Genomic DNA, 26547 nt, shown 5'->3' with positions numbered 1-26547 from the left:
ATGATCTCCGATAGAGGCGGCTCGCATTGTCAGTCCTGCTTTTTCGGTATGCTGACTCTGGATGTCAGACGCAGCCCGAAAATCCCGAACAGGGTGGTTAGCCAGACCGGATCGACACGCCGGAAGAAGAAACTCTCCATCATCGCGTTCAACGTGCAGAAGAACACGATCATCAGGAAGTAATCGGCAAGAAGCAGGTTCTCGCGTTGCGGCCTGCACCGGATGTAATTGACCAGCGGCATCACGATGATCACCGTCACGCCGCAGATCAGCCCCGGAATACCCATGGCCACCACCAGATCGAGATAGCCATTATGGGCATGGACCATGTTGCGCACGTCCCAGCCGAGATAATAGGGGCTGGCCGCTTCCAGCGCGATGGGCGACTTCCAGAAGCTTTCATAGCCGTAGCCCGTCCACCATCGGCCAGGCAGATTTTCGATGGCGAACTGCCAGATCGACACACGTCCGGTGAAAGTGGCATCGATACCGAGACCCTCGACAAAGATGCGGATCGGCTCGAACAGAACCGAGCCGAAGGTCAGCAGCGCGAACATGAACTGAATGGAAAAGATCGCCGCGACCGTCACAAATCGCAGGCCAAATGCACCCGGCACCATCACCAGAAGCATGGCCAGCGGCACCAGCGCCATGGTGGTTTTGGACCCGGTCTGCGCAACGAAGAACAAGGCCGACAGGCCGATCAGCAGGCCGCTTGCGCGCCAGCCGCGTCGCCAGAGATAGAGCCCTGAAAAGGCGAAAGCCGCCATGACCGGACCGGCGACATTTTTGTGGCTGAAAACACCGCGCCAGAGATAGGAATTCTGCGGTTCAATCGGGTCTGCCCCATGCGTGCCAAGCGATGGCAACAGCACGACACCGGCATAGGAAATGACCAGCACAACGGTGGCTACAGTCATCAAAAGCCGCGCATAGCCATCACCGTCTTGCGGCAGTGCGAGAACCGCGACGACACAGCAAACGCCGATCATCGTGAAAACGGCGCCGCGCATCACCACGCCGGGATAGATGCTCTGCATGAGCGACGCGAACAACAGAAGAAACATCAGCGACCAGCCGAAGCCGACGATCCGCGCCACTTTTCGCGGGTCGGCCAGCGTGACAAGCGCCGCCATGGCCCCAATGCCCAGAAGGCTGAAGCCGAGCTGATTGACGATATCGCCGCTGCCGCCGCCATCGCTTTCAGGCTCGGGCATGAAAGGACGAAACGAAATCATCAGGACGCACATGATGATCACAGCGACAACCAGCGCGACCTTGCGCATCTGCGCGCGGTGCGCTCCCGCAACCCCGGCGGCAACAGCACTGGGCGCGCGGTCGTCAGTTTTTGTCGGGGTTACGATACTGCTCATGCTCATATCCAAAATGCGCCATGACCCGGCCCAATCCGACATGGATATAATAGGCGCCGACGGAAACCGACCGCGCCTGTACTCCCTTGTACAAGGCCTTGACCGGCGAGAAGCCAAGCAGAAGCGCACTCTTCAGAAAAACCCGCGCTGCGCTGAACGGTTCGTCCTTGCGCTTGCGCCGCTCCATCATGGTTGAAATCATGCCGTTGCGCAAACCGCGCGCCCGGATCCAGTCGCCCTCCAGCCGCCGCGCCGGGACGGTTTCATGCACCGGGGCTTCCGCGCACCAGCCCGTTTTGAAACCCTTGGCAACCGAACGGCTGATGAAATCGGAATCGCCGCCGCCGGTGAAGTTGAACATCGGATCGAGAAACGGAAAACCCGCCGCTTCCAGTACAGGCCGGGCGACGGCCAGATTGCCCGACGAATAGAGCGTGGGCACCGGCCCGCTGCGCTGATAGGTCGGCAGGAACACCGGATGACGCGCCCAGTCCTCAGAGCCCGGGCGATCGAAGACCGGCACCTGCGGACCGCCAACGAGATCGACGCGATAGCGTTCTGCCGCCGCCATCATGTTTTCCAGCCATGACGGATCGGCCAGTTCGTCATCGTCGATCACCAGAACATGTTTCATGTTTGGGAAGTAACCGAGCGCGGTCAGCCAGGCGGCATTATAGGCGTTGCAATTGCCGCGCTGCGTTTCCACGATCACCAGACCACGATAGGTTCCAGCCGCGAAAAGTGGTGCTGCAACCTTGGCGCCCGCCTGTTCTTCCGCCTCGTTTTCGACAACGATGATAGCGAATTGCCGCCCGGTCACCTGCGCCTTCAGGCTCTCCAGCGTTCGCAGAAGATGCTCGGGGCGGCGAAATGTCGGCAGTGTCACCACCACCTCGACATCCGCAAAATCCAAATGGGGTGTTTGCGTGATGACTTGAACATGATCAGGAAGCTTCGGCGTCGTGTTGTCCATTATAATTTCAACCGCGCCCTATCATCCGATGCAAAACCAATTGGCACTTTTGCCGGAAATGCCCTAATTTTGACACGTAAACTTCCCTATGCCACATCAATTCTTCAATTGGTGCGGTTGTACTCAAAGACAGCGCCCAACTCGATACAAATAATTTATTTCAAGCCTTATTATCAGGCGAGCGTTTAAGGATCATTTACACCGCGCCGCTATGAATCATGGCATAGGAAATACGGCATATCCGCAGGAGTCGAATTGCTACCGTTGCGTCTTGTCTTCGTGACCTCCCTTGTACCCCACGAAGATGCTTCGACTGGATATGAAGTCGCCAACGCCGCCGTCATCAACGGGCTGCGTCGGGCTGGCGCACATGTCACCGTGATCGGTTTCACATGGCCGGAACGCAAGGCTGCCGCCGACGCGGATGTCATGGTGCTGGGTGAGGTGGAAGTGCGTACCGAAGGCGCAAGCGCCACGCAGAAAATCGGCTGGGTCGTGAAATCCTTCCTCACCGGCCTGACGGTTTCCTCCGCCAAGCTTCGCGTCATTCCTCCGATGAAACTGCATGAAGCCATTGCTGCTTGCGGCGATTTCGATGCCTATGTGCTGAACGGCGTCGCACTTGCGGGCGCGTTCGAAGCCGTATTTCGCGACAAGCCATCGCTTTTTGTTGCCCATAATGTGGAACACCGCTCGGCGCGTGAAAACGCCGAAGATGCCAGGGGCATCATCCAGAAGCTTCTGTTCGCCCGCGAAGCGCGCATTCTCAAACGGCTGGAAAAGCGGCTTTGCGACAATGCGGCCTTCGTCTTCACCTTTGCCGAGGATGATGCGCCCGCGCTTGGCCTTTCCCCGGAGAAAACCGCAACCTTCCCGCTGGTCATGCCAGCCGGACGCAGATCGGCCAAACGCGATATCGAATATGACCTTGCTTTGATTGGCACCTGGACATGGCATCCGAACCGGATTGGCCTCGAATGGTTCCTCCGAGAGGTCAGATCGCTGCTGCCATCGGATGTAACAATCGCGATTGCCGGCAGCACGCCAGCCGATCTGATTGCCGCCTGGCCGGGCGTAAACTTCGTCGGCAAAATACCAGACGCCACTGCCTTTGTCGAAAGTTGCGCCGTCGTACCGCTGATCAGCCGCGCGGGCACCGGCGTTCAGCTCAAGACTATCGAAACCTTCGAGTTGGGCATGCCGAGCGTCGCCACGCCGCATTCCGTGCGTGGCATCGCGCGCATTCCCGAAAACTGCACACTTGCCGACACGCCAGCGGAATTTGCAGAAGCGATCAAGACACGCATTGCGACGGCCCGCGCGGGCGACCGCCAGATGCTCGACGGCAAGGCCTTTACCCGCGCGCAGATTGAAGGCATGAATCGGGCGCTGAAACGCGGGCTGGAAGCGCTGCGTCAGGCGGCGAAGCGCGCGGCAGGAACCCAATGATGCTGGAACGCAGTTCTGCCCCAACCCGCAATATTCTTGGTATTGACGTCGCCTGCTTCGACTGGAGTGAAGCGCTCGACTTTTTCGACAAGACACTCGAAGGCGGGCAGTTCCAGCGCGTGGCATGGCTCAACGCCCATTGCGCCAATGTTGCGCATGTCGATGCGACCTATAAGCAGGCTTTGCAGGGTTTTCTCGTGTTGCCCGATGGTGTCGGCGTCGATATTGCAAGCAAGATCGCCTATGGACTGAAATTCCCTGCCAATCTCAACGGAACGGATTTCGTGCCGCGCCTTCTCGGCCATATCAAGCGCCCGCTGCGCATTGGATTGATCGGCGGGCGGCCCGGCATTCCTGAAAAGGCCGCAGAAGCATTTCATGTGCTTGCGCCGCAACATGACTATCGGGTCTATGCAGACGGATTTTTCACTGCGGACCAGTTGACTGCCATCCTCGACCGGCTTGCAGCCGACAGGCCGGATATCCTGCTGGTTGCCATGGGCGTACCGTTGCAGGAACTTTTCATCGAGACACATATCACGACAGCGCATTGCGCCATGGCCTGCGCGGTTGGCGCGCTGTTCGATTTTCAGGCTGGCGCAACGGAACGCGCACCGCAATGGGTGCGCCAGATGCGGCTGGAATGGGCTTACCGGCTAATGCGCGAGCCCGTGCGACTGGCGGGACGCTATCTGGTTGGCAATCCGCTCTTCCTGTGGCGCGTCATGGTCCATGGACTTCCGGGATATTTCAAGCGAGGCAATCGATGAAAAACGCTATTGTCACGGCAAGCTACGACAAGGATTTCGAACGCTGCAAACTGCTGTGCGAGACGGTGGACGAATATGTGAGCGGTTACACCAATCACTACCTCCTCGTCGAACCGCGCGATGTCCCGCTTTTTCGTCAGCTGGCCGGACCACGCCGCATCATCATCGATGAGCGCGAGCTGCTGCCCTCATGGCTTCATGTTTTTCCCGATCCGACCTCCCTCGGCAAACGCCGCATCTGGCTATCGCTGAAGACAAGGCCGTTGCGCGGCTGGCATGTGCAGCAATTGCGCCGCATCGCCGTGGCGCAAGTGCTGAAGGAAGACAGTTTTCTTTATACCGATTCCGACACGGTCTTTCTCCATCCGTTCGACTGCAACAGTTTCTGGCACGAAGACCGGCTGCGCTTCTTCGTGCGTCCCGATGCGCTGGCCGACCCGAAATGGACGGAGCATCCATTCTGGTCCGCCAATGCGGCAAAGATTCTGGGTATTCCCGAGACCAAACCCTCGCTCAACGATTATGTCGGCCAGCTCATCGCCTGGCGGCGCGACACGATGCTTTCCATGTGCGAGCGCATCGAACAACAGACGGGACGCCACTGGGTGGCAGGCATCGGGATGGACCGCCGTTTTTCGGAATGTTTCATCTATGGCCGCTATGTGGAAGATGTGTTGAAGGGCGCGGGGCACTATACCGACACGCGGGATCTGTGCCGGGTGATGTGGTTCGAGCCACCACCGAGCGAGGCGGAATTCCGCGCGTTCATCACCGAAATGGAGCCCTATCAGGTGGCCATCTGCATGCAGTCTTTCCTTGGCCTCTCGGTCGACGATATTCGCCGCATTATCGGCGGTTGATGCTGAGCCCGAATCTAAAGGCGGCATGTGCGTGCGAAAATGGTGATTTTCGAGTACCGGAGCGGAGCGTACTTAAAGGTACGTGAGCACCGGAACGGAGAAAATTGCCATTTGCAGCCGCATAGGGCGACTTTTGGAACGGGCTCTTATATCCGCTTGGCGGGCAACCGCAAGCTCGTATAGGTGAAAACCAGCGATAGAACATAAAGCGCGCCGAACACGAGATTGAGGCCTGCAATCCAGTCATTGCCGCTGGCGGCATGGCGCAGCAGCAACCAGACAAACAGAGCCTTGGCTGCCGTCATGATGACGAGGCTGAGCGTGCGCAGACCTGACTGGCCGCGCGCATAGAGAAGCTCGGTCTGGTATTCGATGAGATTGCGAAAGCCCGGTACCAGCAATACCAGCGGCAGCAGGCTGACAATCGCCGCCACATTGGCGCCGAGCGCATTTGGAAACACCCAGAGGAAGATTGCAAGCGCCGCAAGGCCACCCACCGAAACAGCGAATACCGCCGCTTCCAGTCCTGCGCGCAGGCGCAGGCTCGACAGCATGTCCGGCTTGCGCATCAGTTTTTGCACCAGCATCATGTTGAAGGAGCGCACCGGCAGCGCCGTCAGATCGACCAGCCGCATGACGATGGCATAAAGCCCGGCGATTTCCGGTCCGCCGACACTCAGCACCAGCAATTTGTCCAGCTCGCTTTGCACATAGAAGAGCAGCTCCGCCCCGGCGACGGCAATCGAATCCGCGATGCGGCGTATATAAAGTTTGGGCCGAAAACGGATTTTCCTGCGCGGATAGAAATAAATCGACACGGCAAGTGCCACAACATTGGCCGCGAGATACCACCATGCCCAGTGGGCAACATCGTGCACCGTCGACATCCAGGTGAACAGCACCGCTGCAACCGCCCGCGTGACCGTGCCGAAAATGACGAGGCCCGCCGAAATGCCGAACCGGTTGAGGCCATTATTGACGATGATGATGACTTCCGCCGAGCGCCAGAACAGGGCTTCCGCCACGATGATGACGGCGAAGGGCAGAAGCGTGATATCCCGGCTGAAGAAGACCAGATAGACCAGCCATGAGCAGACGGCGAACAACGGCAGCGACGCCACCACCGCCATGAGATATCCGGCGCTATAGGTGCCGAGCAGATGCGGCTTGACGGTGGAGATGCGGTAAAGCGGCGAGGTGAAGCCCAGCGAAACGATGCGTGACAGCATGACGCCGGTGCCCGATGCGGTCGCGAAAATACCGAAATCGCCAGTCGGCAGCGTGTTGGCGAGCGCGATGAAATAAACGAGCGACACCACGAGCCGCCCGACCGAACCGGAGATGAGCGAGAGATAATCCCTGAGCATGCCGGACTTGAGACCAGAAATTTTTTGAATTGCTTTCGCTATCACCAACGAGCCTTTGTGTTCGTCGCATCGCTCACAATCTGGCATGTTTCACGGGCCGAAGCGAAAAGCCAGCGCAAAACTTGGAATGGTTAACGGCCAGCATATTGCATAGGGCGATTTTCTATAACATTAACCATTTTTTTCCCGTAGGCACTTACAGTCTCAACCCAAACGGGTTTTCAGAGTTCGGATATTTCAGGCAATGAGCAGCGATGATAAGCGTCATAATGAGGAGAGCGGAAAACCTCTTCTTTCATTCTCCGACGCGCCAGCTGCCGCAAGCCGGACGCCCGCCTCCCCGACATCTGCCCAAACACCTCCCCAATCACCCCCATGGACGCCGCCTGCATCGAAAGAAGAGCGCGAGGATTTCAGCCGCACGCACGATCTCAGCCCGGAACGGTTGACCGAGGAAGAACTTGCTGCCTTGCAGGAGCGTCTTGCGGCCATCGAAACCGAACTTGACCGCAAGATCGTCGCGCGCGAGCGGCGCAGGCAGGAACTGGTTGAGGACCAGCCCTCACCTCAGCCGCTCCCCGAAGAGACACAGCTGACACCGGAAACACCTGTTTCCACAGATCGCGCGGCTAAATCGCCGGATAAGGATCGCGCCGATGACAATAGCTGGCGTCCGCTGATCGACCCCTATGCGGCGATTGACGTGATCAAGGGATCGCGCAAGCTGCTGCTCGTCACGACCGTTCTTGGCGGCATCGCCGGTGTGCTGATCGCGCTTTCCGTGCCAACCATGTATGTCGCGACGACCGATGTTCTGGTCGATCCGCGCAATATCAAAACCGTTGGTACCGAACTGACCCCCGGCCAGTTGCCGACGGACGCTTCGCTGGCCGTGGCCGAAAGTCAGGCGCGCATTGTCGGTTCCAGCAGCGTGCTTTTGAAAGTGATCGACCAGACCAAGCTTACGCAAGATCCCGAATTCAACGGAACGCTGGCGCCAACTGGCGTGGCCGGCTTCTTCGCGCAGATCCGCGACATGCTGTCAGCCAAGAAGACGAGCGACGGGCAGGCGCTGGAAACGCGGGTGCTCAATAATCTCTACAAGGCGATGAAGATCGACCGCGATGCCAAGACCTTCATCTATTCGATTTCGGTCAAGACCCGCGATCCGCAAAAATCGGCTTCCCTGGCCAATACGATCAGCACAGTGTTTCAGAACGAGCTTGTCTCGATGCAATCCGATGCGACCCGTCGCACATCGGAAGAACTGTCGACCCGGCTTGCCAGCCTGCGCGCAAGCGTCGAGCAGGCGGAAACAGCGGCGGCAGATTTCCGCGCCGCGCATGACCTCGTGGATGTCGACGGCAAGCTCATCAGCGACAGCGATCTTGGCCGTCTCAACGAACAGCTTTCCAACCAGCGCGCCGAGACGATGCGGTTGCAGGCGCGCATCGCGGTGATGAACAGCGCGACTTCGGACAATGTGGTTGCCGGTACATTGCCGGAAGAGTTCCGGTCCAACACACTGACCGCCTTGCGCGCGCAATATGCGCAGGCAAGACAGGCAGCAAACGGCATGTCCTCGCAGCTTGGGCCGCGCCATCCGCAATTGATCCAGGCGCAATCGCAGGCAGGCGCGATCCTCGGCGATATCGACGCAGAGCTGCGCCGCATCCGTTCCTCGCTTCAGGTCGAGGTTCAGCGATCAGTTCAGCAGGAAAAGGAATTGTCGGCTCGTCTGGCGCAGCTGAAAGCGCAACAGGCCAATAATAATGGCGATCTGGTCAAGCTGCGCGAACTGGAACGCGAAGCAGCAGCCCGCCGCTCCGTCTATGAAGCATTCCTCCTGCGCTCGCGTGAAACCGGCGAACAGGAAGGCCTCAACACGGTCAATATCCGCGTGCTTTCGGAAGCCCGTCCGCCGCTTGATCCTTCGGGCACATCGCGCAAGCTGATCGTAATTGCTGGATTGATCGCCGGTTTGCTGGCGGGGCTGGCCATTACAGCCGTCCGCAATTTCGGACGGCTGCTGCGCCTTTCAAAATAGTTCGGGCAAAACAATCCTAGGCGGTGCGCGCAATCTCGGCGCGCGGCACCTTGCGGCCACTCGCGCGCAGAACGCCGTGGGCGCCGTCGAGGTGACCCGGCTTCAGTTCAAGCGCCAGAAAACGACGCTTTTCATAAGGGCCGGGCATCGCCAGTTCGCCGGTCTTTGCCGCCGTGAAGCCGAAACGCTCGTAATATTCGGGATCTCCGACCAGCAGGATCGCGCCGTGGCCAAGCATTGCTGCCTGTGCAATCGCGTGACGCATCAGGGCTGAACCAATACCGCTCCCGGCAGCCGACGGATCGACGGCCAGGGGCCCGAGCAGCAGCGCGGCAACCGGAAAGCCGAAGGCATCAATGCCAGCCTGAACATTCCACAGACGAACGGTGCCGGAGAGAGCGCCATCAGCACTCTCGGCAGCAAAGGCCAGCCCTGCGGCGGGAAGACGACCGCGACGCAGCTTTTCCGAAGACTTTCTGCGACGGCCTTCACCCATTGCGCGGTCGAGCAGCGCTTCGCGCGCCAGCACGTGCTCCACCGTCTCGCCCGCTATTGCAAAAGCAGACGCAGCAACGGGGGCAAAGCCCTGCACGAAGCCAGCGGCGTCATTGTCCTGAAAATCGAGAATTGCATTCATCACATCTATCCCCGCAAAGCGGCAGCAGCACACCCCGTCCAGTGCCTTGCGGCACCGGACAGATTGAGAGGATCATTCAGGTCTCTGACGGTATGATCTTATCCGAAAACCGGTTCCCACTTTTCGGGATCATACCGAGCCTGAAAGATCAGATGACGTAGGATCGGAGCGGTTCGAAGCCGTTGAACGCCACCGCCGAATAGGTGGTGGTGTAAGCGCCCGTGCCTTCGATGAGGATTTCGTCACCGATGGTCAGCGAGACCGGCAGCGGATACGGCGTCTTTTCGTAAAGAACATCCGCACTGTCGCAGGTCGGGCCAGCCAGCACGCAAGGCTCGGTTTCGCTACCGTCATGCGGGGTCACGATCTGATAGCGGATCGCCTCGTCCATGGTTTCGGCGAGACCGCCAAACTTGCCAATGTCGAGATAGACCCAGCGCACATTGTCGTTGTCCGCCTTGCGGGAGACCAGAACCACTTCGGTCTTGATCACGCCTGCATTGCCGACCATGCCGCGGCCCGGTTCAATGATAGTTTCCGGAATGCGGTTGCCGAAATGCTTGGACAGCGCGTCGAAGATCGCCATGCCATAGGCCTGAGCGGTCGGCACGTCCTTGAGGTAACGGGTCGGGAAACCACCGCCCATATTGACCATGCGCAGCACGATGCCTTCATCGGCAAGGGTGCGGAACACCGATGCCGCATCGCCAAGCGCGCGGTCCCAGGCGGAAAGGTCCGTCTGCTGCGAGCCGACATGGAACGACACGCCATAAGCGTCGAGGCCGAACACCTTGGCATGGCGCAACACGTCCACAGCCATTGCAGGCACGCAGCCGAACTTGCGCGACAGCGGCCATTCGGCGCCTTCACCGTCGGTCAGAACGCGGCAGAAGACGCGGCTGCCAGGAGCGGCGCGCGCGACCTTCTCGACTTCTTCCACGGAGTCGACCGCATAGAGGCGGATGCCCAGCTCGAAAGCGCGCGCAATATCGCGCTCCTTCTTGATGGTGTTGCCGTAGGAAATACGGTTCGGCGTTGCACCGGCTTCCAGCGCCATTTCAATTTCGGCAACCGAAGCGGTGTCGAAGCAAGAACCGAGCGAAGCGAGCAGGCGCAGGATTTCCGGCGCAGGATTGGCCTTCACCGCATAGAAAATGCGGGAATAGGGCAATGCCTTCTCAAAGCTGTGATAGTTCTCGCGAACCACATCGGTATCGACGACGAGGCACGGACCGTCCGGGCGACGGGTGTTGAGGAAATCAATGATGCGCTGTGTAGCCATAGTCGTTCTCCTGCGGCGACCCTAACCGGGCCGTTTTTGGTGCACAATCGCGAAAAGTTGCTGCCTTTTCTGCAAACTGCACATAAAAACAAATACTTAGAGGACCACCCCTAGCTTATGGGAATGAAAATTCTCTAAGAGACAAAGGTGCATGAGACCCTCGCCGCGAAGTCAGCCTTTGGAGGCGCTGATATCACACGAAAGAACATGCGGCGATGGAACAACGCTAAACCCGCGTTACTCCGCTTTGTCTGCCTTGGATTGGAATTGGAGAACCGCATCCGCACTACCGGCAATGAAGGTGTGCCTCTTCAGTAATTTCGGCTTTTGGACAGCCGAAAGACACTAGAAAGGCCCGCACCGTCGTTGCTTCAAGATGTCCTCGATCTGGCGGTTGGCCAACAGATCGACTGGAGCGGTTAGGTCCAGGTACCGTACCGAATTCCTCACCATTCGAGGATCGGCGGACACCCACAGGCACGTGCGACTTTGGGCAAGGGCGATATAAGCGCAAAGCCGTGACCATTCAATGACAAATCTTTGTCGAAACGAATTTATTTTTCCGCTGTTTCAGCGGGTCTGTGTGCTTGCCATTGTTCAGCAATAGTGAAACATTCCACCGGAAATTTTCACTTTCTATTCAGCATAATGGCAGATTTCTGCACCAAGCGGTGAACAATGACCACCTTCGATCCCTTCAATGCGATCATCGCGAAGCCCGAAAATCCCCTTCCCCATGCGGAAAATGGCCCGCTTTTCGGCGAGCGGCTGGCGGTCAAGGACATCTATGATCTGGCTGGAATGGTCACCGGATGCGGCAATCCGCAGATTCTGGCCGAATCAGTACCCGCTAAAAAATCCGCGACCGTGGTCGAAAAGCTGCTGGCTGCTGGCGCTGAAGTCATCGGCAAGGCCCAGACGGATGAGCTTGCCTTTTCGCTGATGGGACAGAATTCGCATTACCCTCACCCGGTCAATCCTGCCGCGCCGGATCGCGTGACCGGCGGATCGTCATCCGGTTCGGCGGCAGCGGTCGCCGCCGGGATCGCCGACATTGCGCTCGGCTCCGATACGGGCGGCTCCATCCGCGCCCCTGCAAGCTTCTGCGGCCTTGTCGGCCTGCGCACCACCCATGGCCGCATCCCGCTTAAAGGCATCATGCCCCTTGCACCGTCGCTTGATACAATCGGCTGGTTTGCACGCGACATCGCGCTTTATGAAAAAGTGGGCGCGGTCCTGCTGGGTGAAGACAACCAGTCGTTTCAGCTGAACCAATTGCTGTATATGCCGGTTCTGGAGCAACTGCTGCTCGGACAGGACGAAACCGATGCCTATCGCGCCATGTTCGGGGCGATCCGCCCGCATTTCTCCGGCCTGAAGGCGGCCAGCCAGCCGACCTTGTCTATCGACGAGCTTTATCTCACCTCCCGGCAGATACAGGGCGCCGAAGCATGGGCCACCCACGGCGCATGGATATCGTCCGGCGAGCGTCAGCTGGGACCCGGCGTTGCCGATCGCTTCGTTTTCGGTTCGCAGATCACACCCGACACACTGGCGCAGCAGCGGACACGGCGGGCGCGTTTCACGCAGGAGCTTGAGGCGATCATCGGCGATCATGCCGCGCTTGCACTCCCCACCGTTCCGGGTGCTGCACCGCTGGCAAACCTGCCGTTCGAAGCCTTGCAGGCCTATCGGGAACAGGCCTTGCGCCTGCTCTGTCTTTCGGTGCTTTCGGGCTTGCCGCAGATCACTTTGCCGCTCGGTCGCGTTGACGGCGCGCCATTCGGTATCTCTCTCATCGGACCACGTGGCAGCGATCGGGCGCTGATCGCGCTTGGCAAAACCATTCTTGAAACGCGGGGCTAGAACAGATGGACACGCTGACACGTATGCGCGCCTTTATCGACGTGGTCGAGGCGGAAGGATTTTCCGCCGCGGCGCGAAAGATCGGGCGCTCCAAGGCCCTGCTGTCCAAATATGTGCGCGAGCTGGAAGACGAGCTGGGCGCGCGCCTTCTCAACCGCACCACGCGCCAATTCTCACTGACCGAGGCGGGCCACACCTATTATCATCGCGCCGTGGAAATCATCCGCGAGATCGATGCGCTTCAGGATGCTGTCAGCGAAACCAGCTCCGATGCGCGCGGGCGCATAAAACTGTCTGCCCCACGCACCTTTGCCGATGCGGTGATCGGCCAGTCGCTGATCGACTTCTGCCTTGCCCATCCTGAAATCGTGCTCGATGTTCGGCTGGACGACCGTTTCGTCGATCTGGTCGAAGAAGGTTTTGACCTCGCCATCCGCATCACGCGCCTTCAGGACTCTTCCCTGATTGCAAAGAGGCTTTCGCCCTTCCATTCCATCCTGTGCGGCGCACCGGAGTTGATTGCCCGCGTCGGCAAGCCGGAACGCCCGGAAGATCTGGCAGACCGGCCCTGCATCATCGACACCAATGCCCGCTCGCGCAACAACTGGCACTTCCGCAATACGGACGGCTCGATGATGACCGTGCCAGTCAATGGTCCCATCGAGGTCAACAGCCCGGTTGCCACCAAGAATGCGGCGCTGGCGGGCCTTGGCTTCAGCATGCTGCCGGTGTTCATCGCAGAAGAGGAAATCGAGCGCGGCAGGCTGGTGGCCTGTCTGGACGAATTCATCGTCAAGGATGGCGGCATCTATGCGGTCTATCCACATCGCCGCTATCTGCCAGCGAAAATTCGCGCGCTTGTGGATTTTCTGACCCAGTGGTTCAAGGACCGCGAGCAGAACACGTCCACAAAGCCCCAGACTTCATAAAACTATCGTCGTTTTTGGGCTAAGCGTCCCACTTTCGCCGTCTTCAGCTTTGAGCATTAGATAACTCTCACGGAAAGACTATATGCAGGCTTCGTCATCACGGTTCAAAGGCCGGCTCGCCCGGACCACCGCAGCTGCACTTACTGCTGCTTGCTTTGTGCCGACGGTTGCGCTTGCCCACCCGCATGTCTTTGCCGAGGCGCGTCTGGAACTGACCATTGCGCCGGACGGAACAGTTCAGCAGCTCGCCCATGTCTGGCGTTTTGACGATGTGTTCTCGTCGACCGTGCTGATGGAATTCGACAAGAATGGCGATCTCAAACTAGACCAAAAAGAGCTGATCGATCTCGGCCATGTCATCAATGAATCCATTGCGGAGTTCAAATATTTCCAGAGCGTTCTGGAAGATGGCAAGGATGTTGCAATGGCAAGGCCCAACGATCTTGCCGCCGACTTTACCGACAATCGCCTGCTGATCGTCTTCACCAGCAAGCCTGCCAAGCCGCTCAAGGTACAACCCGGCCACAAGGTCAGTTTCGGCATTTATGACCCGACCTTCTATACCGCCATCGACTATGTGAGCGACAAGGATCTGGTCGTCAAAGGAATGCCCAAGGGCTGCAAATCGACCGTGGTGCGACCCGATCCCGATCAGGCTCTCGCGCAGAATCAGGCGACGCTGACCGAGGCCTTCTTCAACGATCCGGCAGGCACCAACATGTCGAAGATTTTTGCCACCCGTCTTGAAATCGAGTGCGCAGCGAAAGGATAGACGAGCAGATGAAGAGAACGGCGACGCTCATACTCACCTCTTGCTTGATGGTCATTGCTGCGCAGGCGCTTGCGCAATCATCTCTTGGCATCGGTGCAAATGAAGTGGCCATGACGCCGACCGGACCCTTCGCGCATATCATCCTCTGGATGAACGAGCAGCAGCGCTCGTTCTATCTCGCCATGACCACCGCGCTTAAAGCCATGCGTGAGGACCCGTGGCAGGCCTCCATTCTGATCGGTCTTTCGTTCATCTACGGCATCTTCCACGCGGCTGGCCCGGGCCATGGCAAGGCGGTGATCTCGTCCTATATGATCGCCAATGAAACGGCGCTGCGGCGCGGCATTTTCCTGTCCTTCATCTCGTCGCTGCTGCAGGCCATCATGGCGATTGTCGTGGTTGGCCTTGCATGGCTGGTGCTGCGCGGCACCGGCATTTCGATGAACCAGACCGCCCGCTATATGGAAATTACCAGCTTTGCGCTGGTGCTGTTCTTCGGCCTGTGGCTTCTGGCCCGCAAACTGCCGCTCCTGTTCCGCAAGCCCAAAGGCAACGTATCCGGGGCAAGCCCGGCCGCAGCCCTTTTTGCGGGCACGCCGCAACCGGCTATGGCAAGCGGCCCTGCCTGGCAAGGCAGCATTTCACAAACGACGCGCGCGGCGGCAGGCGGCAGCACGGTCAAACTCAATTACAAGCCAGCCGCGGCGGCGGCAGTGGCAACAGACCACGTCTTCATTGGTGAAAGCGATGTCTGCGCTGCCTGCGGCAATGCCCATATTGCCGACCCTTCGACGCTCGGCGACGAATTCAACTGGACGACCGCCTGGTCTGCCATTTTCTCGGTCGGCCTTCGTCCATGTTCCGGCGCGCTGATCGTGCTGACCTTCGCCCTGCTCAACGGCTTGCTGATGGGCGGACTGCTCTCGGTTTTCGCCATGGCCTTCGGAACATTTATCACCGTGGCGGTGCTCGCCACACTGGCCGTCACGGCCAAGAATGCCGCCCTGCGCTTTGCGGGCAGCAGCGCCATGTCCGGCAGGCTGAAAGCGGCAATTGAAGTCTGCGCCGCCCTCTTTATCGCACTCACCGGTGCGCTTTTGCTCAGCGCATCGCTGGTAGGATGAAAGCACTGCTTCGCCGCCATGGACGAAAGAGCCGAAAGCAGCTTCAAAACTAAATTCGGAAAGCGTGCTTTTCCGTTTTAACCACGGAAAAAATCCTCACTGAATTTGGAAAATCGTACCATATGGCGACTTGCTGTAAAATAATATTCTAATATTTCAATTGGATCGGCGCTCCGAAATACCCATCAAATGAACCGTTTCGATGGCTCATAATTTCAAGAGGACATCCCTCAACATTAATTCATTTCAACGTGTACGCCTCGTTTTTCCATAATCCGAAAACCAATCAACACAGAAAGGATTTTTGGTTATGAAAATGAACGGGCAGCGCATTTTCTCTGCAGTCATCGCTCTGGGAATGCTCGGCGCAGCATCAGGTGTTTCCTACGCACAAACGGCAGCAAGCGAGACGGCGGCAGCGGAGGTAACTGCACCAGCTGGCACCTACAAGCTTGATCCGACACATGCGGCCCTGCTGTGGTCCCTGAAGCATAACCAGATTTCCAACTATACGGCCCGTTTCAACAAGTTCGACGCAACCTTGAAGCTTGACCCGGCCAAGATCGAAAACTCTTCAATCGAAGTGACCATCGACCCTACCTCCGTCGCCACCGCCTATCCGGCAGATTACAAGGCCACGCATGCCGATTCCGGCTTTGCAACCTGGGACGAAGATGTCAGCCGTTCGCCAAGCTTTTTGAACAGTGACGCCCACCCGACAATCACCTTCAAGTCGACCAAGGTCACGTCGACCGGCGACACGACAGCCGACATTGTTGGCGACCTGACACTTCTGGGCGTGACCAAGCCCGTCACGCTGAAAGCCACGCTTATTGGCGCAATCGACAGCCATCCCTATGCTGGCGTTCCCGCACTCGGCTTCGCCGCAGAAGGAACCTTCAACCGCACCGAATTCGGTCAGGCGCTCGGCCCCGTCGGTCCGGATATCACCATCCGCTTCGACGGTGAGTTCATTCAGGAAGCAAGCTAAACTACGCTTGATCGACTAAATCGAATGCCCCACCGGCTGCGCCTCCTCCTAGAGCAGTTCCTGTTAAAACGGAATCGTGGAACCGCTCTATCTATTTGTTTTACGCATTATCCTACGCAAAACCGCTATGCACTTTTGCTGGAAATGCTCTAAGCCGCGCCGGTGGGTTTGCGCCATTTGAATCACGAAATCTTTGTCCGAAGCCGCATTGGCGGCATTCGGCCTCGACCCGTCAGGATGACAATGAACACTCATCCCCAAGCTCCCAATCTATCGTCGCCCTCAACATCCAATAGCCACGGACAGGCCAAGGCCAAACGCTACAGCACGGTGGCCATATTGCTGCATTGGGCCATAGCCATTCTCGTCATCTCCATGATCCCGATGGGCTGGTGGATGGTCAGGGCTATCAACAATCCCGACACACAGCAGCTCGCCTATCAGCTGTTCCAGCTCCACAAGTCCATCGGCTTTGCCATTCTGGCCTTGACCCTGTTTCGTGTGATCTGGCGTCTGACCCATCCGGTTCCGGCACTACCATCCGACATGAAGGGCTGGGAACGCATGCTGGCGCGCGCGACCCACATTGCCTTTTATGCCCTCCTGCTTGCCATTCCGCTGACCGGTTGGGCCTATGTCTCAACCGGCTGGGCTATCAGCACGGATCGCCCGCTGATGGTGGCCACATCGTGGTTCGGCCTGTTCGATGTTCCGGCTATTCCGGCCATGGACGGCATGCGCGACGTAGCCTTCGGGGCCATGGGTGCCCATGCCTATATGGCCTATGGGGGTGCTGCTCTTATTGTCCTGCATGTTGCCGCCGCACTGAAACACCAGCTGATCGACCGCGACGGCGTGCTAGCCCAGATGCTGCCCTTCCTGCGCAGCAAAGACCATGGCGACGCGGTGCTCCCGGGCAGAGCCATGTTGCCGCGCGGTCTCGGCATTGCTTTTGTCGTCATGATCGGGCTTGCAGGCTACGCCATGCATCTGCCAACCACGCCTCTGCCTTCTGAACCTGTTGTGGCACAAGCGGAGCCGGTTGAAGCGGCGCCACAAACACCTGCCTCTCCCGCGCCAGCCACCGCAACAACAGGCGAAGCAAATGCCACCGCATGGGCCATTGACCCGGCTGCGTCTGCCATCCGCTTTACCGGCACCCATGCGGGCAAGAATTTTGCCGGACAGTTCAGCCAGTGGAGCGGCGATATTCGCTTCGATCCCGACAATCTCACCGGTTCGAAAGCCGTCATCACGGTCAATACCGGCTCGGCGACAACCGGCGACTCCACGCAGGAAAGTTCGCTCAAAAACGGCGAATGGTTCAATGCCCGTCGCTTCCCCGATGCGCGTTTCGAGACCAAAAGCTTCCGGTCTCTTGGCGGCGAGCGCTATGAAGCCGACGCTATCCTGACGATCAAGAACAAGGCCGTGCCAGTCGTCCTACCCTTCACCTACAAGCCAGAAGGCGACATGGCTGCGGTGGAAGGCAGCATCGAGCTTGATCGCGCAGCGCTTAATCTCGGCATGTTCTCAGACCCGGCTGCCGAATGGGTATCCAAGACGATTGCCGTCACAATCAATGTCACGGCAGCAAAGAGCTGACGCCAAAACAAAAATCCCGGCACATGTGCCGGGATTGATCTGCCTGTCTAAACTGACCGCCTATTCTGGGCGGAACTGTTCGGGAGCCGCTGCCGCAAAGGCCGGCAACTCTGCGCAGGCCTTTGCCACTGCCGCAATACGCGGAAGATGCTGCCATTCGACGCCCCAGCGGCTTGCATTGTAAAGCTGGGGAACCAGCACGCAATCGGCCATGCCCGGCGTGTCGCTATAGCAGAAGCGGCCTTCGAAACCCGGATGATCAAGCAGCTTTTCAAACGCTTCCAGACCACCACGGATATTGTCGCTGTTCCACGTCGTGCGAGCTTCCTTGCCGCCGATGGCTTCGACCTGCGCCAAGACCCGAAGGTTTGAAACCGGATGGATTTCGCAGGCGATGGCTTCAGCCAATGCACGGACATGCGCCCTTCCCGCTGCATCGCGCGGGAGCAAGGCGGGGTCGGGCCGCGTCTCATCCAGATATTCGATAATCGCCAGCGACTGGACCAACACCAGCCCGTCGATTTTGAGAACGGGCACAAGCCCCTGCGGTTGCAGCGCCAGATGCTCCGGCGATAACTGCGCACCCGCAGTCAGATCCACCGGCACATGCTCATAAGCGATCTCCTTCAGGGCCAGCGCAAGACGCACGCGATAGGCCGAGGAGGAGCGCCAGTAATCATATAAAGTCACCGTCATGGCTGCGCCGGGAGAATCTGGCCGATACAGGGCCCAAAGCCGATGCGATAGCCATCGCCTCTGGCTTCCGCAAAAAGGCCAACCTCGTCGCCATCCTCAATAAAGGTGCGGCTTTCGCCATTCACCGTAACGGGGTTCTTACCGTTCTGCGTCATTTCCAGAAGAGCGCCGGTCTGATCGAGGCTCGGCCCGGAAATTGTGCCGGAACCAAGCAGATCGCCAACCCGCATCGGGCAACCGGTTTCGGTGTGATGCGCGAGCTGCTGTGCGCTCGAATAATACATGACATTGTAGTTCGTCTCAGCCATCTGCTGACCGTTCATGGTCCAGCCGATAGCAAGATCGTAGAAGCCCGGACGGTCTTCATGCAGATAGGGCAGAAGCGGATTGACGCGCTCTGCGCCTTCGCTGCGGAACGGTTCAAGCGCGGCCTGCGTCACGACCCACGCGCCGATTGTCGTTCCCAGAGCCTTCGACTGGAAGGGTCCCAGCGGCTGGTATTCCCAGGCTTGAATGTCGCGGGCCGACCAGTCATTGAGCAGAACATAGCCGAAGATCATATTCTCCGCCTGTTCGACGCTGATGCGTTCGCCCATAGCACTGTCGATACCGACAATGGCACCCAGCTCCAGCTCCAGATCAAGCTTTTTGCAATGGTCCCACACCGGCCCCTGTTCACCTTTGGTTTGACCCATCGGGCGACGGATCGGTGTGCCGGTCACCACAACCGAAGAGGCGCGCCCATTATAGCCGATCGGCATATGGGTCCATTGCGGCGGCAGCGCATTTTCGGGTCCACGAAACAGCACGCCCACATTGAAAGCATGGTTTTTCGATGCATAAAAATCGGTGAACTCCGTCACACGAATGGGCAAGTGCATCTGTGCATCGGCCATCGGCACGAGAGGCAGGCTTGTATCACCGCCTTCGCGCAACAGCTCCGTCAGCGTTGCGCGCACCTCGTCCCATTTGGCGCGGCCCAATGCCATAAAACCATTGAGCTGCGCTTCAGCAAAAGTGCCGTCAGCATCGATGAGGCCAGCCGCTTCGCATTTATCGAGATCGAGTATCATATCGCCAATGGCGACGCCGCAACGTGGCGCGTCTCCGCCCACCGAAAACACACCATAGGGCAAATTGTTCAGGGGAAAGGGGCAATCCGCATGATTGGCGCTCTCTACCCAGGACCGGATCAAAGCCAATGTCCATCTCCTCGTTTCAGATCATACTCGTGGAGTACCGGCGCATAAAGCGCACAGCATCCGGTTGATTGACATCACTTCATGCCGGGCGTGCCGTCGAACTTCTTTTCGAGATGGTCCCACACTTCGATATATTCCTGCTGCATGGGGGCCTCGCGCGCGGCGAATTCTGTCAAATGCTGCGGGAAGCGGGTCTCGAACATGAAGCTCATCGTATTATCAAGCTTTTCCGGACGCAGCTCCGCATTCGACGCGCCTTCAAATGCGTCGCGGTCAGGACCATGCGGCAACATGCAATTGTGCAGGCTGATGCCACCCGGCGCAAAGCCCTGCGGCTTGGCATCATAGACACCGTAAATATTGCCCATCAGCTCGGACATGATGTTCTTGTGATACCATGGCGGACGGAAGGAATGTTCCGCCACCAGCCAGCGTTCGCGGAACAGCACGAAGTCGATATTGGCCGTTCCTTCCTGACCCGACGGCGCGGTCAGCACCGTGAAAATCGACGGATCGGGATGGTCGAACAGAATGGCGCCAACCGGCGAATAAGTGCGCAGATCATATTTATAGGCACAGTAATTGCCATGCCACGCCACAATATCGAGCGGCGAATGGTCAATCCAGCTCTCGTGGAACTGGCCGCACCATTTGATGACAACACGCGAGCGCGCCTGTTTATCTTCATAAGCCGCAACGGGGGATTTGAAATCGCGTGGATTGGCAAGGCAGTTCGCGCCGATAGGACCACGACCCGGCATATCGAATTTCTGGCCGTAATTCTCGCAGACGAAACCGCGGCACGGTCCCTCAAGCACCTCGACGCGATAGACAAGACCGCGCGGGATAATGGCAATTTCCTTGGGCTCAAGATCGATGATGCCAAGCTCGGTGCAGAAGCGCAGGCGGCCCTCCTGCGGCACGACCAGCAATTCGCTGTCGGCAGAGTAAAAATACTCGTCCTCCATCGAGCGCGTGATCAGATAGACATGGCTTGCCATACCGATCTGGATATTCACATCGCCCGCCGTGGTCATGGTGCGCATGCCGGTGATCCACGTCAGATCCTCATCCGGCCCCGGCAGCGGGATAGGGTCCCAGCGATACTGGCCGAGACTGGTGATATTGCGCCGCTGCGGATCGCCGACCGGCAGATTGGGCGCGGTCTTCCAGTACGGCACATCTATCAGCTGGAATCGGCCCGTATGATGGACCGATGGGCGAATGCGATAGCACCAGGTCCGCTCGTTTTGACCACGCGGCGCGGTGAAAGCGGTGCCGGACAGCTGCTCGGCATAAAGCCCGTAATTGCATTTCTGCGGTGAATTCTGACCTTGCGGCAAAGCGCCCGGCAGCGCCTCGGTTTCAAAGTCATTGCCGAAACCGGGCATATAGCCCTCGACCGTTCCAGTCGTTACCGATGCGCGGACCATGCCCTGCGGGATCGTGTGAGTGGTCATGATTATTCCTCCCGGCAAATTCGTTGCTCTAACAACGATATTAACGTTGCGAATGCAACGAAGTCAATGCTTCTTGCGTGACACGTCTTTTTCCGTTGTATTTGCAATGAAACTCTGCTCCTTTCCTGCAAAAAGGAGACGTGCATGGCATTCGAACTCGATAGCTTCCTGCCCTATCGGCTCAGTGTGGTGGCCGCGCGGATCAGCGAGCGATTTGCAAAACGCTATGCCGCCGAGGCGGGGCTGACCATCCCTGAATGGCGCGTATTGGCGCATCTCTATCGTAGCGGCGAAGTCAGCATCCGGGATATCAATACCCGGGTCAATCTCGACAAGTCGATTGTCAGCCGGGCCGCAACCCGTCTGGAAGGTGCGGGCTTACTGCGTAAATCCGACAACAATGTCGACCGTCGATTGATTGTACTCGCACTCACCCCCAAGGGGGAAGAACTGATGCACCGTCTCGGCAAGATTGCCGACGAGTTTCAGGCGGAGATCCTTAAAGATCTAGGCCCGGACGCCAAACATTTTCTCGATGGGCTGACCCGCCTTTCCAGCGCCCACCCTTCGCGATAGTTGCGAACCTCACTCGGCTTCAGTCACCTGTTTGACGGCCTTGTGCAGAGCAGCAATGCCCGTTTCCAGAGCCAGCCGGTCCTGCTCGGACATCGCACCCAAGATGGCATTGGCCTTGGCATCGACTTCGCCAAAGGCCTTTTGAAACAGGGCTTGGCCCGCATCCGTGACAGCATAGTGCCGCAAACGTCGGTCTTCTTTCGATACAGTCCTGACAATCAGGCCTTTCTCTTCCAGACGGCTGGCGGCCCGACTGACCTGCACCTTGTCGAGGGAGGTGCGCTGGGCAAGCCGCACGGAATCGATGGAACCTGCCTCCGCCAGCAGAAACAGCAGACGCCATTCCTCACGCATCAGCCCATATTCGTGACCATAAACAGCAACCAGCTGCCGGGAGAACGCTTCCGCGACAATCGCGAGCCTATAAGGAAAAAACGTCTCCATGCGCATTGCATACCCCTCACAAAGTCTTTTCATTTCAATCATTTTCCCGGAATGGACGGACAATTTCAAAGGCTTTTTCAAGAGCGAGATCTAGTCGGAGCGAAACGCGGTCTGATAAGATTGCGCCTCAATGAAAACTACCCGTACACCACTGTTATCCTGTCCGTTCGAACTGCCTTTTGAATTGATCCTCGCACCTCCTGCAGATTGTAATCCCCAGAAACTGATGGCCACTATTTCATTGCATATGTAACGTTGCTATTGCAATGAACTTGACTTCGTTGCAAATGATACGATTATAGGGAGCCGGTAGCGAGGAACCGGCATTTCAAATGCTGGGCAGCGGAGGAGCAGCCATGAACACATCAGCACCGGCGGGCACAATGGATGCCGCGCAGACGCAAAAATCATCGATACGGCTTCTTTTCGCGGCCAGCACCGGCACGATTATCGAGTGGTATGACTTCGCGGTTTTCGCTTTTTGCGCCGCACTTGTTTTCAACACCGCGTTTTTTCCGGTGGTCGATCCGATCACCGGCCTGATTGCAGCCCTGTCTACGCAGGCCGTCGGCTTTATCGCTCGTCCCGCTGGAGGCTGGTTCTTCGGTGTTCTGGGTGACAGGATAGGGCGCAAGCAGGCACTCGTGATCAGTCTTTTCCTGATGGGCGGCGCGACTGTCGCCATGGGCCTGCTCCCCACCTATCAGCAGATTGGCGTGTTCGCTCCCCTGTTGCTGCTCCTAATGCGCCTGTTGCAAGGTTTTGCCATCGGCGGCGAATCCACTGGCGCGCTGGTGCTGATCGCCGAAAGCCTTCCGGCCAAGCAGCGTGGGCTCTGGACCGGATTTCCCATGATCGGCGGACCAGCCGGGAATGTACTTGCCACCGCCGTTATCGGTTTGGTCATCGGGCATTTCGGATCGGACGCTTTTGTAGAATGGGCGTGGCGTATTCCCTTCATCGCCTCCATCCTGCTGATCGGTCTCGGTCTATGGGTCCGGCGCAAGGTCGAGGAATCGCCTGCTTTCATCCATCTGCAGGAACAAAAGACCGAAGCCATCAAAGCACCCTTGCGCGAAGCAATCACGACCCAAGGCGCTAATATGCTCCGCGTCCTGTTCGTCAAGGCTGGCGAAAGCGCGCTTTTCTATCTCTTCTCCACATTCTTCGTCGTGCTGGCGACCGTGTTCCTCAAAGTGCCGCGTGAAGCTGCCCTCGGCGCACTGTTCGTCGGTTCCATTGCCGAAGTCGCGGTCATACTCGCGGCAGGCGCCACCGCAGACCGTATCGGACGCAAGGCCGTTACGCTGGTGGGTCTCGTGGGCGGTATCGGCGCAGGCTTCTGGCTATTCAGCCTGCCGCCCGGCGCAGACACCGCGACGCTCACTTGGGCAACCGTGCTGACGCTCTCCTTCCACGGCATTATCGTGGGTGGCATGTCGGCCTATTTCACCGAACTCTTCCCGGCGCGCGTTCGCTACACGGCTATGTCGACATCCTATTCCGTCGCCACGGTGTTGGGTGGAGCGCTTGCCCCGATCATCGGCACGTGGCTGCTCGAGATATTCGGCACGCCCTTCGCGGTCGCGATCTACGCTACATTGATGGCAATCCCGGCGATCTATGTGATGATCACCACACCGGAAACCAAAGGCAGGGATCTGGTGAATTAAAGCGCTTCGGATTTTCAAAAAGCCGCATCAGTGATGATGCCAAATGGAAAAAGAGAAGCCAAGCTTCACCGTTTGTTTTACGTCCATGGTCGGGAATAGAAACACGCGCGCAGCCAACCGGTCTTGACGACCAAAACTGCCCGTGCATAATTTTAAGCATTCACCAGGGGAGTCCCGGCAAGGGGCTGAGATACTGCTAGCGTGCGCAGTGACCCGTTGAACCTGATCCAGTTCATACTGGCGTAGGGACGGTGCAAATGCTGGAATGCGAGCGTCCACTGGATGCTTCCTGATGGCGTTTTTTCATCCTTCCAACACTGGAACTGGGTCTCCAACGTCACATCTTGGAGCCTCAACCATGTCTATTATTACTGGCAACACAGCCCCGACTGTTACCACTGGCCCTCTCCCCGCGTCCCGAAAACTAAGCATACCAGGAACGCTTTATCCGGATATCCGCGTCCCGATGCGAGAAATTGCGCTGCATCCCAGTTCCGGGCTGCCACCCGTTACGGTCTATGACCCGTCTGGCCCCTACACCGACGATCACGCAACGATCAATATCGAAAAAGGGTTGCCCCGACTGCGCGAAAGCTGGATCAGCGGGCGTGGCGATGTCGAAGCCTATGAAGGGCGCTCGGTTCAACCCGCAGATAACGGCTTTGCGACAGGTGAACGACTGACACCGGAATTCCCTTTTCTAAATGCACCGTTGAAAGCAAGGAATGGCAAGGCGGTTACCCAGCTTGCTTATGCCCGTGCAGGGATCATCACTCCCGAAATGGAATTCGTCGCCATCCGCGAAAACCTTGGGCGACAAGCTGTCCAGCATGAATTGCCGCGCGACGGGCAAGGTTTCGGCGCCAACATTCCCGACTATGTAACACCGGAATTCGTTCGCCAGGAGATTGCAGAGGGACGCGCTATTCTTCCTGCCAATATCAACCATCCTGAATCCGAGCCGATGATCATCGGGCGGAACTTTCTGGTTAAGATCAACGCTAATATCGGCAATTCTGCCGTAACATCTTCTATGGGCGAGGAAGTTGAAAAGATGGTATGGGCGATCCGTTGGGGTGCCGATACGGTCATGGACCTTTCAACCGGACGAAACATTCACAATATTCGAGAATGGATCATCCGGAACTCGCCAGTTCCAATCGGTACGGTACCGCTCTATCAGGCTCTGGAGAAGGTCAATGGTATCGCCGAAGATCTGAACTGGCAGATCTATCGCGACACATTGATCGAACAGGCCGAACAAGGCGTTGATTATTTTACCATACACGCTGGCGTGCGGCTTTCTTATATCCACCTCACCGCCAATCGCGTAACCGGCATCGTTTCACGCGGCGGTTCGATCATGGCGAAGTGGTGCCTACACCACCACAAAGAGAGTTTTCTCTACGAACATTTCGAAGAAATTTGCGATATCTGTCGGGCATACGATGTCTCATTCTCCCTTGGCGACGGTCTGCGTCCGGGATCGATCGCAGATGCCAATGACGCGGCACAATTTGCCGAACTCGAGACGCTTGGAGAACTGACCCAGATAGCCTGGTCCAAGGATTGCCAGGTAATGATAGAAGGACCCGGCCACGTTCCTATGCACAAGATCAAAGAGAACATGGACAAGCAATTACACACGTGCGGAGAGGCGCCGTTCTACACGCTCGGACCGCTGACCACTGATATCGCACCCGGTTATGACCATATAACCTCGGGAATTGGTGCAGCGATGATCGGCTGGTTCGGCACCGCCATGCTTTGCTACGTTACCCCGAAGGAGCACCTCGGCTTGCCCAACCGCGACGATGTTAAAATCGGTGTCGTCACCTACAAGATAGCCGCTCATGCCGCAGACCTCGCAAAAGGGCATCCGTCAGCGCGTATCCGTGATGATGCGCTATCGCGGGCTCGGTTCGAATTCCGCTGGGAAGATCAGTTCAATCTTTCACTGGATCCAGAGACAGCACGTTCTTATCATGACGAGACCTTACCCAAGGAGGCTCACAAGGACGCTCATTTCTGCTCCATGTGTGGTCCCAAGTTCTGTTCAATGCAAATCTCACATGAGATACGCGCAGGATCGCAGGAAGAGAGCATGAAGGTGTGAGGCTGAAGCCGGCTAATGAGTGCAACTTCTAAATAGCTGCAGTAGCGCTATAAGTCTTACACAGACAAAGCAGGGGCACCCGCATCTCGATCATGTGGAGCTTGGCGGCGGTCATTTTGTGTGGCGTGAGGCCGGGGCCTGACTACAGGAGAGTGCCCTCCTCTCTCATCTCGAACATTAAACGCCAAAAGCCCCGGTACTCATGCGCTGGGGCTTTTCTGTGTCGTGTTTTGCTCAGGCTATAGCGCGACAATCAGGATGAGACGCTTGCGACAATCTGGATGAGATTCTTAGGTCGCGGTCGGGATCAAATTATCATGCTGATTGCCGGTGAC

At 57.8% G+C, this 26547-nt stretch carries 22 protein-coding genes and 1 riboswitch; of the genes, 13 read left to right on the top strand and 9 right to left on the bottom strand.

Going from position 1 to position 26547, the window contains the following annotated elements; translation table 11 throughout:
- Nucleotides 1-29: 29 nt before the first annotated feature.
- Together QBD01_RS21220 and QBD01_RS21215 are read right to left on the bottom strand one after the other, a co-directional pair.
- The gene (locus QBD01_RS21220; protein WP_280994421.1) at nucleotides 30-1373 is read right to left on the bottom strand and encodes an O-antigen ligase; all 1344 of its coding nucleotides are present in this window, start codon (nucleotides 1371-1373) and stop codon (nucleotides 30-32) included.
- Complete coding sequence (locus QBD01_RS21215) at nucleotides 1342-2346, bottom strand: glycosyltransferase (RefSeq protein ID WP_280994420.1); 1005 nt, start codon at nucleotides 2344-2346, stop codon at nucleotides 1342-1344. Before QBD01_RS21215 ends, QBD01_RS21220 begins: the two co-directional genes overlap by 32 nt.
- Nucleotides 2347-2601: 255 nt before the next feature.
- On the opposite strand from QBD01_RS21215, the gene QBD01_RS21210 reads away from it, so the two are divergent.
- The 3 genes from QBD01_RS21210 to QBD01_RS21200 are packed head-to-tail and all read left to right on the top strand — an operon-like array spanning nucleotide 2602 to nucleotide 5425.
- On the top strand, nucleotides 2602-3795 hold the full coding sequence (locus tag QBD01_RS21210; protein WP_280994419.1) for a glycosyltransferase family 4 protein: 1194 nt from the start codon (nucleotides 2602-2604) through the stop codon (nucleotides 3793-3795).
- Nucleotides 3795-4565 (top strand): WecB/TagA/CpsF family glycosyltransferase, encoded by a 771-nt coding sequence (locus QBD01_RS21205; protein ID WP_392391462.1) that lies wholly within the window; start codon nucleotides 3795-3797, stop codon nucleotides 4563-4565. The genes QBD01_RS21210 and QBD01_RS21205 overlap by 1 nt, the downstream gene beginning before the upstream one ends.
- Complete coding sequence (locus QBD01_RS21200) at nucleotides 4562-5425, top strand: DUF6492 family protein (protein ID WP_280994417.1); 864 nt, start codon at nucleotides 4562-4564, stop codon at nucleotides 5423-5425. Before QBD01_RS21205 ends, QBD01_RS21200 begins: the two co-directional genes overlap by 4 nt.
- Before the next feature lie 146 nt (nucleotides 5426-5571).
- Here QBD01_RS21200 and QBD01_RS21195 read toward each other — a convergent pair whose 3' ends face one another.
- Nucleotides 5572-6837, bottom strand: coding sequence for a lipopolysaccharide biosynthesis protein (locus QBD01_RS21195; protein WP_280994416.1), 1266 nt, complete (start codon nucleotides 6835-6837; stop codon nucleotides 5572-5574).
- Nucleotides 6838-7036: 199 nt separating this feature from the next.
- Between QBD01_RS21195 and QBD01_RS21190 the strand changes: the two genes are divergently transcribed.
- A complete protein-coding gene (locus tag QBD01_RS21190; RefSeq protein WP_280994415.1) occupies nucleotides 7037-8839 on the top strand; it encodes a GumC family protein in 1803 nt (600 codons plus the stop codon).
- Between the two features lie 16 nt (nucleotides 8840-8855).
- On the opposite strand, the gene QBD01_RS21185 is transcribed toward QBD01_RS21190, so the two are convergent.
- Nucleotides 8856-9476, bottom strand: a complete 621-nt coding sequence (locus tag QBD01_RS21185; RefSeq protein ID WP_280994414.1) for an N-acetyltransferase — start codon at nucleotides 9474-9476, stop codon at nucleotides 8856-8858.
- A 148-nt stretch (nucleotides 9477-9624) separates the two neighbouring features.
- Nucleotides 9625-10758 carry an ornithine/lysine decarboxylase gene (gene odc2 / locus QBD01_RS21180; protein ID WP_280994413.1) on the bottom strand — a complete coding sequence of 378 codons (1134 nt, stop codon included), beginning with the start codon at nucleotides 10756-10758 and terminating at the stop codon, nucleotides 9625-9627.
- Between the two features lie 678 nt (nucleotides 10759-11436).
- Here odc2 and QBD01_RS21175 point away from each other — a divergent pair.
- From QBD01_RS21175 to QBD01_RS21150, 6 genes are all read left to right on the top strand, one after another.
- Nucleotides 11437-12624 (top strand): amidase, encoded by a 1188-nt coding sequence (locus QBD01_RS21175; RefSeq protein ID WP_280994412.1) that lies wholly within the window; start codon nucleotides 11437-11439, stop codon nucleotides 12622-12624.
- Nucleotides 12625-12629: 5 nt separating this feature from the next.
- Nucleotides 12630-13553 (top strand): LysR family transcriptional regulator, encoded by a 924-nt coding sequence (locus tag QBD01_RS21170; RefSeq protein WP_280994411.1) that lies wholly within the window; start codon nucleotides 12630-12632, stop codon nucleotides 13551-13553.
- A gap of 82 nt (nucleotides 13554-13635) precedes the next feature.
- Nucleotides 13636-14325, top strand: coding sequence for a DUF1007 family protein (locus QBD01_RS21165; RefSeq protein ID WP_280994410.1), 690 nt, complete (start codon nucleotides 13636-13638; stop codon nucleotides 14323-14325).
- An 8-nt stretch (nucleotides 14326-14333) separates the two neighbouring features.
- Nucleotides 14334-15449: a nickel/cobalt transporter gene (locus QBD01_RS21160; RefSeq protein WP_280994409.1), complete on the top strand. Its 1116-nt coding sequence runs from the start codon at nucleotides 14334-14336 to the stop codon at nucleotides 15447-15449.
- 310 nt (nucleotides 15450-15759) lie between these two features.
- Complete coding sequence (locus QBD01_RS21155) at nucleotides 15760-16440, top strand: YceI family protein (protein WP_280994408.1); 681 nt, start codon at nucleotides 15760-15762, stop codon at nucleotides 16438-16440.
- A 243-nt stretch (nucleotides 16441-16683) separates the two neighbouring features.
- Entirely contained in the window at nucleotides 16684-18045 is a 1362-nt protein-coding gene (locus QBD01_RS21150; RefSeq protein WP_280994407.1) for a cytochrome b/b6 domain-containing protein, read from the top strand.
- Nucleotides 18046-18105: 60 nt separating this feature from the next.
- On the opposite strand, the gene maiA is transcribed toward QBD01_RS21150, so the two are convergent.
- The 3 genes from maiA to hmgA all read right to left on the bottom strand — a co-directional run bounded on the left by maiA (nucleotide 18106) and on the right by hmgA (nucleotide 21403).
- Entirely contained in the window at nucleotides 18106-18741 is a 636-nt protein-coding gene (gene maiA, locus QBD01_RS21145; protein WP_280994406.1) for a maleylacetoacetate isomerase, read from the bottom strand.
- The gene (fahA, locus tag QBD01_RS21140) at nucleotides 18738-19943 is read right to left on the bottom strand and encodes a fumarylacetoacetase (RefSeq protein ID WP_280994405.1); all 1206 of its coding nucleotides are present in this window, start codon (nucleotides 19941-19943) and stop codon (nucleotides 18738-18740) included. The genes maiA and fahA overlap by 4 nt, the downstream gene beginning before the upstream one ends.
- 74 nt (nucleotides 19944-20017) lie before the next feature.
- Entirely contained in the window at nucleotides 20018-21403 is a 1386-nt protein-coding gene (gene hmgA, locus QBD01_RS21135; protein ID WP_392391461.1) for a homogentisate 1,2-dioxygenase, read from the bottom strand.
- A gap of 144 nt (nucleotides 21404-21547) precedes the next feature.
- Here hmgA and QBD01_RS21130 point away from each other — a divergent pair, with 144 nt between their 5' ends.
- Nucleotides 21548-21979, top strand: coding sequence for a MarR family winged helix-turn-helix transcriptional regulator (locus QBD01_RS21130; protein ID WP_280994404.1), 432 nt, complete (start codon nucleotides 21548-21550; stop codon nucleotides 21977-21979).
- A 9-nt stretch (nucleotides 21980-21988) separates the two neighbouring features.
- Here the strand turns inward: QBD01_RS21130 and QBD01_RS21125 are convergent, their stop codons facing one another.
- A complete protein-coding gene (locus QBD01_RS21125) occupies nucleotides 21989-22423 on the bottom strand; it encodes a MarR family transcriptional regulator (protein ID WP_280994403.1) in 435 nt (144 codons plus the stop codon).
- Nucleotides 22424-22779: 356 nt separating this feature from the next.
- Between QBD01_RS21125 and QBD01_RS21120 the strand changes: the two genes are divergently transcribed.
- Nucleotides 22780-24096, top strand: a complete 1317-nt coding sequence (locus QBD01_RS21120; RefSeq protein WP_280994402.1) for an MFS transporter — start codon at nucleotides 22780-22782, stop codon at nucleotides 24094-24096.
- 155 nt (nucleotides 24097-24251) lie between these two features.
- Nucleotides 24252-24363: riboswitch (TPP riboswitch) on the top strand.
- A 91-nt stretch (nucleotides 24364-24454) separates the two neighbouring features.
- Complete coding sequence (thiC, locus tag QBD01_RS21115) at nucleotides 24455-26212, top strand: phosphomethylpyrimidine synthase ThiC (RefSeq protein WP_280994491.1); 1758 nt, start codon at nucleotides 24455-24457, stop codon at nucleotides 26210-26212.
- The last annotated feature ends 335 nt before the right edge of the window (nucleotides 26213-26547 follow it).

The organism is Ochrobactrum sp. 19YEA23 (assembly GCF_029909865.1).
Taxonomy (GTDB): domain Bacteria; phylum Pseudomonadota; class Alphaproteobacteria; order Rhizobiales; family Rhizobiaceae; genus Brucella; species Brucella gambitense.
This window is presented reverse-complemented; position numbering and strand designations above follow the sequence as displayed.

Bases quoted from the DNA above. Each gene is read 5' to 3' on its own strand.
- QBD01_RS21220 (WP_280994421.1), bottom strand. From the start codon at position 1,373: ATGAGCAGTATCGTAACCCCGACAAAAACTGACGACCGCGCGCCCAGT.
- QBD01_RS21175 (WP_280994412.1), top strand. From the start codon at position 11,437: ATGACCACCTTCGATCCCTTCAATGCGATCATCGCGAAGCCCGAAAAT.
- QBD01_RS21150 (WP_280994407.1), top strand. From the start codon at position 16,684: ATGAACACTCATCCCCAAGCTCCCAATCTATCGTCGCCCTCAACATCC.
- thiC (WP_280994491.1), top strand. From the start codon at position 24,455: ATGTCTATTATTACTGGCAACACAGCCCCGACTGTTACCACTGGCCCT.
- QBD01_RS21205 (WP_392391462.1), top strand. From the start codon at position 3,795: ATGCTGGAACGCAGTTCTGCCCCAACCCGCAATATTCTTGGTATTGAC.
- QBD01_RS21190 (WP_280994415.1), top strand. From the start codon at position 7,037: ATGAGCAGCGATGATAAGCGTCATAATGAGGAGAGCGGAAAACCTCTT.
- QBD01_RS21155 (WP_280994408.1), top strand. From the start codon at position 15,760: ATGAAAATGAACGGGCAGCGCATTTTCTCTGCAGTCATCGCTCTGGGA.
- QBD01_RS21215 (WP_280994420.1), bottom strand. From the start codon at position 2,346: ATGGACAACACGACGCCGAAGCTTCCTGATCATGTTCAAGTCATCACG.
- hmgA (WP_392391461.1), bottom strand. From the start codon at position 21,403: ATGACCACTCACACGATCCCGCAGGGCATGGTCCGCGCATCGGTAACG.
- maiA (WP_280994406.1), bottom strand. From the start codon at position 18,741: ATGACGGTGACTTTATATGATTACTGGCGCTCCTCCTCGGCCTATCGC.
- QBD01_RS21185 (WP_280994414.1), bottom strand. From the start codon at position 9,476: ATGAATGCAATTCTCGATTTTCAGGACAATGACGCCGCTGGCTTCGTG.
- QBD01_RS21130 (WP_280994404.1), top strand. From the start codon at position 21,548: ATGGCATTCGAACTCGATAGCTTCCTGCCCTATCGGCTCAGTGTGGTG.
- QBD01_RS21170 (WP_280994411.1), top strand. From the start codon at position 12,630: ATGGACACGCTGACACGTATGCGCGCCTTTATCGACGTGGTCGAGGCG.
- QBD01_RS21165 (WP_280994410.1), top strand. From the start codon at position 13,636: ATGCAGGCTTCGTCATCACGGTTCAAAGGCCGGCTCGCCCGGACCACC.
- odc2 (WP_280994413.1), bottom strand. From the start codon at position 10,758: ATGGCTACACAGCGCATCATTGATTTCCTCAACACCCGTCGCCCGGAC.
- QBD01_RS21160 (WP_280994409.1), top strand. From the start codon at position 14,334: ATGAAGAGAACGGCGACGCTCATACTCACCTCTTGCTTGATGGTCATT.
- QBD01_RS21120 (WP_280994402.1), top strand. From the start codon at position 22,780: ATGAACACATCAGCACCGGCGGGCACAATGGATGCCGCGCAGACGCAA.
- QBD01_RS21125 (WP_280994403.1), bottom strand. From the start codon at position 22,423: ATGGAGACGTTTTTTCCTTATAGGCTCGCGATTGTCGCGGAAGCGTTC.
- QBD01_RS21200 (WP_280994417.1), top strand. From the start codon at position 4,562: ATGAAAAACGCTATTGTCACGGCAAGCTACGACAAGGATTTCGAACGC.